Consider the following 6,000-nt stretch of genomic DNA (forward strand, 5'->3'; position numbering starts at 1 on the left):
GCCGCCGGGCCCATTTCCACCCTCGTGGCAGGCACCCCCTCCAGGCCCCTCCATGTGATCGGTTCGAGCCGTTTTCGATGATCGGGGAGCGCTCTCACTGAGGGAGCGGCCGCGCGGTTATCCTGATCCGCATCCGCCGAGGAGGTGCCCTGAGGTGACCGAGACAGTGTCGCGCCCCACGCTGGAGGCCGTGGCCGCGCGGGCCGGGGTCTCCCGGGCCACCGTGTCGCGGGTGGTGAACGGTGGGGACGGGGTCCGCGAACCGCTCGTCGAACGGGTGCGCCGGGCCGTCGAAGAACTCGGGTACGTGCCGAACCAGGCCGCCCGCAGCCTCGTCACCCGGCGCCACGACGCCGTGGCCGTCGTGATCGCCGAGCCGGAGACCAGGGTCTTCGCCGACCCCTTCTTCGCACTCCAACTCCGCGGCATCAGCAAGGAACTGACAGCGAACGACTCGCAGCTCGTGCTGCTGCTCACGGAGGGCCGCGACGACCACGCCCGCGTCGCCCGCTATCTCACCGGCGGCCATGTCGACGGTGCGCTCGTCTTCTCGCTGCACCTCGACGACCCGCTGCCCGGCCTGATCCACGGCGCGGGCGTGCCGACCGTGTTCGGCGGGCGGCCCGGCTGGGGCGAGGGCGTCCGCGAGGCGGTCTACGTCGACTGCGACAACCGGGGCGGCGCCCGGCAGGCCGTTCGGTACCTCCTCGGTCTCGGGCGGACGCGCATCGCCCACATCACCGGTGCCCTCGACCAGACGTCCGCGGTCGACCGGCTGGACGGCTTCCGGGACGTCATGGCGGACGCCGATCCGGCGCTCGTCGCGCAGGGCGACTTCACACCCGCCGGCGGCGAACGCGCGATGCGGGAGCTGCTGGAGCGGTGCCCCGACGTGGACGCGGTGTTCGTGGCGAACGACCTGTCGGCCCTCGGTGTGCTGCGCGTGCTGCGCGAGAACGGGCGACGGGTGCCCGAGGACGTCGCCGTGATCGGCTTCGACGACATGCTGCCGATCGCCGAGCAGACGGATCCGCCGCTGACGACGGTTCGTCAGGACATAGAGGAAATGGGCCGGTTGATGGCCCGGCTGCTGATTCGCGGCCTGGAGGGCGGGACGGGGGCGGAGGGCCCGGTGTCCGAGCCTTCCGGAGTGGTCCTGCCGACGACGGTCGTGCGACGGGTCTCCGCGTAGGTCTGACAGGCCTCCGCGCAGGTCTCCTCACTCCCGGCGCGGGCTCAAGTGGCGGCGGAGTGGGCACGGTTGACGCCGATGCCTGAAGTGACGCGTGACGGCGACGCCCGAGGGACGCCTGAGGGACGCCTGAGACTGGCGGGTGGCGGGTGGCGGGTGGCGGGTGGCGGGTGGCGGGTGGCGGGTGATGGCGACGGTGATCGGCGGGGCCGCGCGTGCCGGGGTCCCGCCGATCGGAGACGTCAGCCCTGCTGCGGTGCGCTCTTGATCACCGCGAAGCGTGCCCCGTACGGATCGGCGAGCTTGGCCATGCGGCCGACGCCCTCCATGTCCGTCGCGGGCATACGGACCGTGCCACCGAGCTCCTGGGCCTTGGCGACCACGGCGTCCGTGTCGGCGACCTCGACGTACGGCAGCCAGTACGCACCCGTCTTCGCCTCGACCGGGTCGTCGGCGAGCGCCATGACGCCGCCGAACATGCTCTCCTCCTCGGTCCCCGCTGGGTTGATACAGGTATAGGTGCCGCCGGGGAACGGAACCGCAGAAGTGTTCCACCCGAAGACCGAGTTGTAGAACGCGGCGGCCGCCGCGACGTCCGGGGTGTAGAGCTCGACCCAGCACAGCGAGCCCGGGTCACCGGCCATGCCCAGGCCCTTGGTCCGGGCCGGCTGCCAGATGCCGAACGTCACGCCCGCCTCGTCGGCGAGCATGGCCATGTGGCCCTCGCCCATCACGTCCATGGGCGGCATGAGCACCGTGCCCTTGGCCTGCCCGACGGCCTTGGCCGTGCCTTCGGCGTCCTCGGTCTGGAAGTAGACGTTCCAGGACGGAGGGCCCTGCTCGGCGGTGATCTGCATGCCGCCGGCCACGGTCTTTCCGTCGATCTGGAAGAAGCCGTAGCCACCGGCGTCGGGCCCGGCCGACTGGAACTGCCAGCCGAAAAGGCCTCCGTAGAAGGTGGTGGCGCCCTCGATGTCGGATGTGCCGACATCCAGCCAGTTCGGGGCGCCGTTGACGAAGTGGGTGGTGAGCATGATTGCCCTCCTTTGAGGGGTCCCGTTGCCTTTGGTGCCGAGTCTTCCACCGCCCACTGACAATCGCCGTCGAGACGCGCAAAGCGCCCGGGAGCGACAGTTGTCGTTACTCTTGGTGGCCGCCGCGATTCGTATTGTTCTCGTCCTTCCCGCGCGCCGCCGTGCCCGGGGCCCTGTCGCGGGGCCATCATCGAGGCCGCCGGGAGCCTTGGAACGTGGCGTTGATCCTGCGTTGATCGAACGTTTTTCGCCGCGAGGCACGATCTTGACCATGTACTTGGAAACCATCACTCCGTCCGACCTCGCCTGGCAGGAGCAGGCGTTGTGCGCGCAGACGGGGGCTGACTTCTTCTTTCCCGAGCCGGGCAGCTCGGTGCGCGAGGCGAAACGCATCTGCGGGATGTGCGCGATGCGTTCCGCGTGCCTGGAGTACGCGCTGAGCAACGACGAACGCTTCGGCGTGTGGGGCGGACTCTCCGAGAAGGAGCGCCTGGGCCTGCGACGCGCCATGGAATGACGCGAACCATGTCGTCCGCGGCCACATGACGCGGCGGGTGCCCGCCGCCCGCACCGGAAAATCGGGTTCGCCGCTCCACCGTCGACAGGCGCAGTCCCCCCAAGGGTCGGACCCCGCAGCAGATCGTCGAAACCGCTGGTACACAGCTGCGCTGTGGCAGCTCAACGGGTTTCGGGCGCCGGGACCGTGACCGGTTCGGACGGCGCCAGGCGGGCCGGTCAGTAGCCGCCGCTCTGTGACGATGACGAGGTCTTGGTGATCTGCTTGCCGTCGGTGCCCAGCACGTACCACTTGGCGCCGAAGGCGTCGAGCCCCTGCCCGTTGGTCTGCCCGGCCTTGGTGTCGTCGATGAACGTGTAGAGCGGGTGCCCCTTGTACGTGACCTGCTTCGAGCCGTCGCTGCGCGTGGTGGTCGACAGCAGCTTGCTGTTGACGCCGCCCCCGGCGGTCGGCTTCCCGTGCGCCTTCAGCGGTGGCCAAGCCTTGGCGCAGTCTCCGTTGCAGGTCGACTTGTTGGTCTTGTCGGCCTGGAAGAGGTAGAGGGTGTGCCCCTTGCTGTTGACCAGGATCTTGCCGAGCGGACCGGACTTGGTGGACACCGTCGCGGAGGACGATGCGCTCACCGCCGATCGCGCTGCCTGTACGGTGCCTGCCGAACCGTGGCTGCTGCCATCGGCGTACGCCACGGTGGCCGCGGACAGGAAGAGTGCCGTTCCGGTGGCTGCGATGAATGCTCGGGTGTGGTACTTCACGAGAAGTCCTCCGGCTGCGATCGCCTCGGAGTGTCTTGCCGCCGATGCACGTCGGCGCGCGTCGCGCACCTTCCATTACACGCCAAAGTTGACAACCCGGCCACAGGACCCTCCCGTCACCGCCGCAGGCCCGCGGTGCGCGCGCCGCGGCGCTCTCATCCGGCCCCAGAGCCTCCGCGAAAACCCGTTTGGCGGACCACGGAGACGACTGCTAACTTTCGGGAGGCCGTGCGAGAGAACGAGGAGGTGGTACCCGTGAACGTATTGACGTGGGTGCTCTCCTCCGGGGTCACGGTCGGGCGATAGGTCGTCCGGGAGCGCCGTACATGAGCACTCCCGAAAGGCACGACCATGCAATTCACTTCTGAGCAGCGCCTCGACGACGGCGTCCTCGAGCGCGAATTCACCCTCGGCGAGATCCCCGGCATCCTGTGGACGCCCGCATCCGCATCAGCACCGGCGCCGCTGATCCTGATCGGCCACCCTCCCCTCGGACTGCGCAAGATGTACCCCCGGCTGGCGGGGCGGGCCCGGTACTACGCGGCGCAGTACGGCTGGGCCGCGGCCACCATCGAGCTCCCCGGGAGCGGTGACCGGCCCCGTTGGCCCGCCGTCGAGCAGGCCCGCGCCGACCTGCGCGGGGCGATGGCGGCCGGCGAGCCGGTAGGCGACGAGATCGTCGACGCCCTCGTCCTCCCGCTGGTCGAAAAGGCGGTCCCGGAATGGCAGGCCGCCCTGGACGCGCTCCTTTCGCTGCCGGAGATCGGCGGCCCGGTCGGATTCGAGGGAGGAGTGATCTCCATCGGCATCCGCCTTGCCTTGGTCGAGCCGCGCATCGCGGTTGCCGGCTTCTTCGCCGGGAGTTTGATCCCCGCCGCCATCTTCGAGGAGGCCCGCCAGGTCACCATTCCGCTGCGGGTCCTGTTGCAGTGGGACGACGAAGGGAACGACCGGCAGGCGGCTCTCGACCTGTTCGACGCCTTCGGCTCCAAGGAGAAGTCCCTGCACGCCAACCTCGGCGGGCACACCGGCGTCCCGCGGTCCGAGATGGAGGACGGGGCTCGGTTCTTCGCCCGGCACCTGAAGTGAGGCCGGGCCGTCAGGCCGGCAGCAGACGGTAAGCGGCGTCGGCCATGATGCCGTCATCGAGGACAGGCCCCGGCCATCCACCACCCCCAGCGTACGCACCGCGCGCTCGGGTTCGCTGAGGCAGAAGGTCGAACGAAACTTCCCTGCGTCGGTGTCGTCGGTGGGGGCGGTTCCCGCAGGTTCCCGGCTTGGGAACCTGCGGGATGGACCCCTGGCTCCCTCTTACCCGGGCCTCGGACACCTGCCCTTACTCCGGCCTCGGACACCCGTCGCAAACCCTGATCGTCCGACCGTCGGTCTCGATGGCCCGTCCGGGGGGCAGACTGCCCCGAACGGTGGCGCGACCGATGGTGCAGCATTGCGATCATGAAATCGTCATGAGCCACTCATCGCATGATCAGACATGCGATACGTGCACTCTGCGCCGCCGCCCTCGTGGCCGCCCCCCTCGCCCTGACGGCAACGCCCGCACAAGCCCTGACGGCATGCACGGTCAACGGCAGCCCCGTGTCCGGTACGACCGTCAGCGGTACTGCCGGCTCCGACTACATCAGCTGTGGCGCCCTCGCCTCGGGCGACAAGGTCAACGGCTTGGGCGGCAGCGACTACATCGTCATCAACGGCATCGTTGCCGGCACCGTCGACGGCGGCGCCGGTGGCGACTCCATCACGGCCAACACAGGAACCACGGCGACCGGCAAGATCCTCGGCGGAGCCGAAGGCGACTCCATCTTCGTCGGCCCGAACGCCGGCACCGTCGACGGCGGACTCGGGTCGGACTACTGCCGAGTCGCTTCCGGTAACCCTCCCATCAATTGCTGACCGGCAGGGCGCTCGTCAAGCCGGCCAACTGCCACGCTCGGAGCGGCCGGCAAGCGTGCCAACACACGCTGCGTCCCCCCGGTCTGCTGCCCGCGCTCGGTGCATTGCGTCACCTCCGGAGCCGAGCTTCGTCGGTCCCCCTCCACGGCCTCCGGGCGCGTGTGCCGTAGCGGTACGACTGGCCGGGAGGACCAGCTGACGTGGGGCCTTGGGCGGGGGATGCCGGGAGGACCAGCTGACGTGAGGCCTCGAGGACGAGGACGTCCGGATCGCGCCCGTCGGCCACTCGTCCGTCATCTGTTTCGCGAACCGGTCCCCGCGTCACCTGTCCGTTCTGGACATCGTCCGGCTCGGCCGACCCGCTATCGGACGAACAACGGCCCGTCCCCGGCATTCGAGCTGCCGGGACGGGCCGTCCGCACCGTACGCACGGCGGCTGTCCCTGAAGGGACGAGCCGCGATGGCGGTTGGCGATGGGAGGAGCGGGTGCCTCGAGGGGGCCCGCCGTGACAAGCTGTGCTTTCCACTGCCCAGTCCCAGGAGGTCACCATGCCTGCAGAGTCTCCGTCGGCCGAAGAGCCGGTTGACGGCGAG

At 69.7% G+C, this 6,000-nt stretch carries 6 protein-coding genes; 4 read left to right on the top strand and 2 right to left on the bottom strand.

Going from position 1 to position 6,000, the window contains the following annotated elements; all coding sequences use genetic code 11:
* Positions 1-154 precede the first annotated feature (154 nt).
* Positions 155-1,192: a LacI family DNA-binding transcriptional regulator gene (locus ACFYR3_RS30125; RefSeq protein WP_355847816.1), complete on the top strand. Its 1,038-nt coding sequence runs from the start codon at positions 155-157 to the stop codon at positions 1,190-1,192.
* A gap of 242 nt (positions 1,193-1,434) precedes the next feature.
* On the opposite strand, the gene ACFYR3_RS30130 is transcribed toward ACFYR3_RS30125, so the two are convergent.
* Positions 1,435-2,226: a VOC family protein gene (locus ACFYR3_RS30130; protein WP_356783268.1), complete on the bottom strand. Its 792-nt coding sequence runs from the start codon at positions 2,224-2,226 to the stop codon at positions 1,435-1,437.
* Between the two features lie 271 nt (positions 2,227-2,497).
* On the opposite strand from ACFYR3_RS30130, the gene ACFYR3_RS30135 reads away from it, so the two are divergent.
* The gene (locus ACFYR3_RS30135; protein ID WP_355847810.1) at positions 2,498-2,743 is read left to right on the top strand and encodes a WhiB family transcriptional regulator; all 246 of its coding nucleotides are present in this window, start codon (positions 2,498-2,500) and stop codon (positions 2,741-2,743) included.
* A 218-nt stretch (positions 2,744-2,961) separates the two neighbouring features.
* On the opposite strand, the gene ACFYR3_RS30140 is transcribed toward ACFYR3_RS30135, so the two are convergent.
* Positions 2,962-3,495: a hypothetical protein gene (locus ACFYR3_RS30140; RefSeq protein ID WP_355847807.1), complete on the bottom strand. Its 534-nt coding sequence runs from the start codon at positions 3,493-3,495 to the stop codon at positions 2,962-2,964.
* Between the two features lie 351 nt (positions 3,496-3,846).
* On the opposite strand from ACFYR3_RS30140, the gene ACFYR3_RS30145 reads away from it, so the two are divergent.
* Together ACFYR3_RS30145 and ACFYR3_RS30150 are read left to right on the top strand one after the other, a co-directional pair.
* Entirely contained in the window at positions 3,847-4,584 is a 738-nt protein-coding gene (locus ACFYR3_RS30145; protein ID WP_355847804.1) for an alpha/beta hydrolase, read from the top strand.
* A gap of 393 nt (positions 4,585-4,977) precedes the next feature.
* Positions 4,978-5,406, top strand: a complete 429-nt coding sequence (locus ACFYR3_RS30150; RefSeq protein ID WP_389285214.1) for a hypothetical protein — start codon at positions 4,978-4,980, stop codon at positions 5,404-5,406.
* Positions 5,407-6,000 lie beyond the last annotated feature (594 nt).

The sequence above is a fragment of the Streptomyces sp. NPDC005784 genome, from assembly GCF_042871525.1.
Classification (GTDB): Bacteria; Actinomycetota; Actinomycetes; order Streptomycetales; family Streptomycetaceae; genus Streptomyces.

Excerpts from the sequence above, each read along its gene's own strand:
- ACFYR3_RS30130 (WP_356783268.1), bottom strand. The coding sequence starts at position 2,226 with ATGCTCACCACCCACTTCGTCAACGGCGCCCCGAACTGGCTGGATGTC.
- ACFYR3_RS30135 (WP_355847810.1), top strand. The coding sequence starts at position 2,498 with ATGTACTTGGAAACCATCACTCCGTCCGACCTCGCCTGGCAGGAGCAG.
- ACFYR3_RS30145 (WP_355847804.1), top strand. The coding sequence starts at position 3,847 with ATGCAATTCACTTCTGAGCAGCGCCTCGACGACGGCGTCCTCGAGCGC.
- ACFYR3_RS30150 (WP_389285214.1), top strand. The coding sequence starts at position 4,978 with ATGATCAGACATGCGATACGTGCACTCTGCGCCGCCGCCCTCGTGGCC.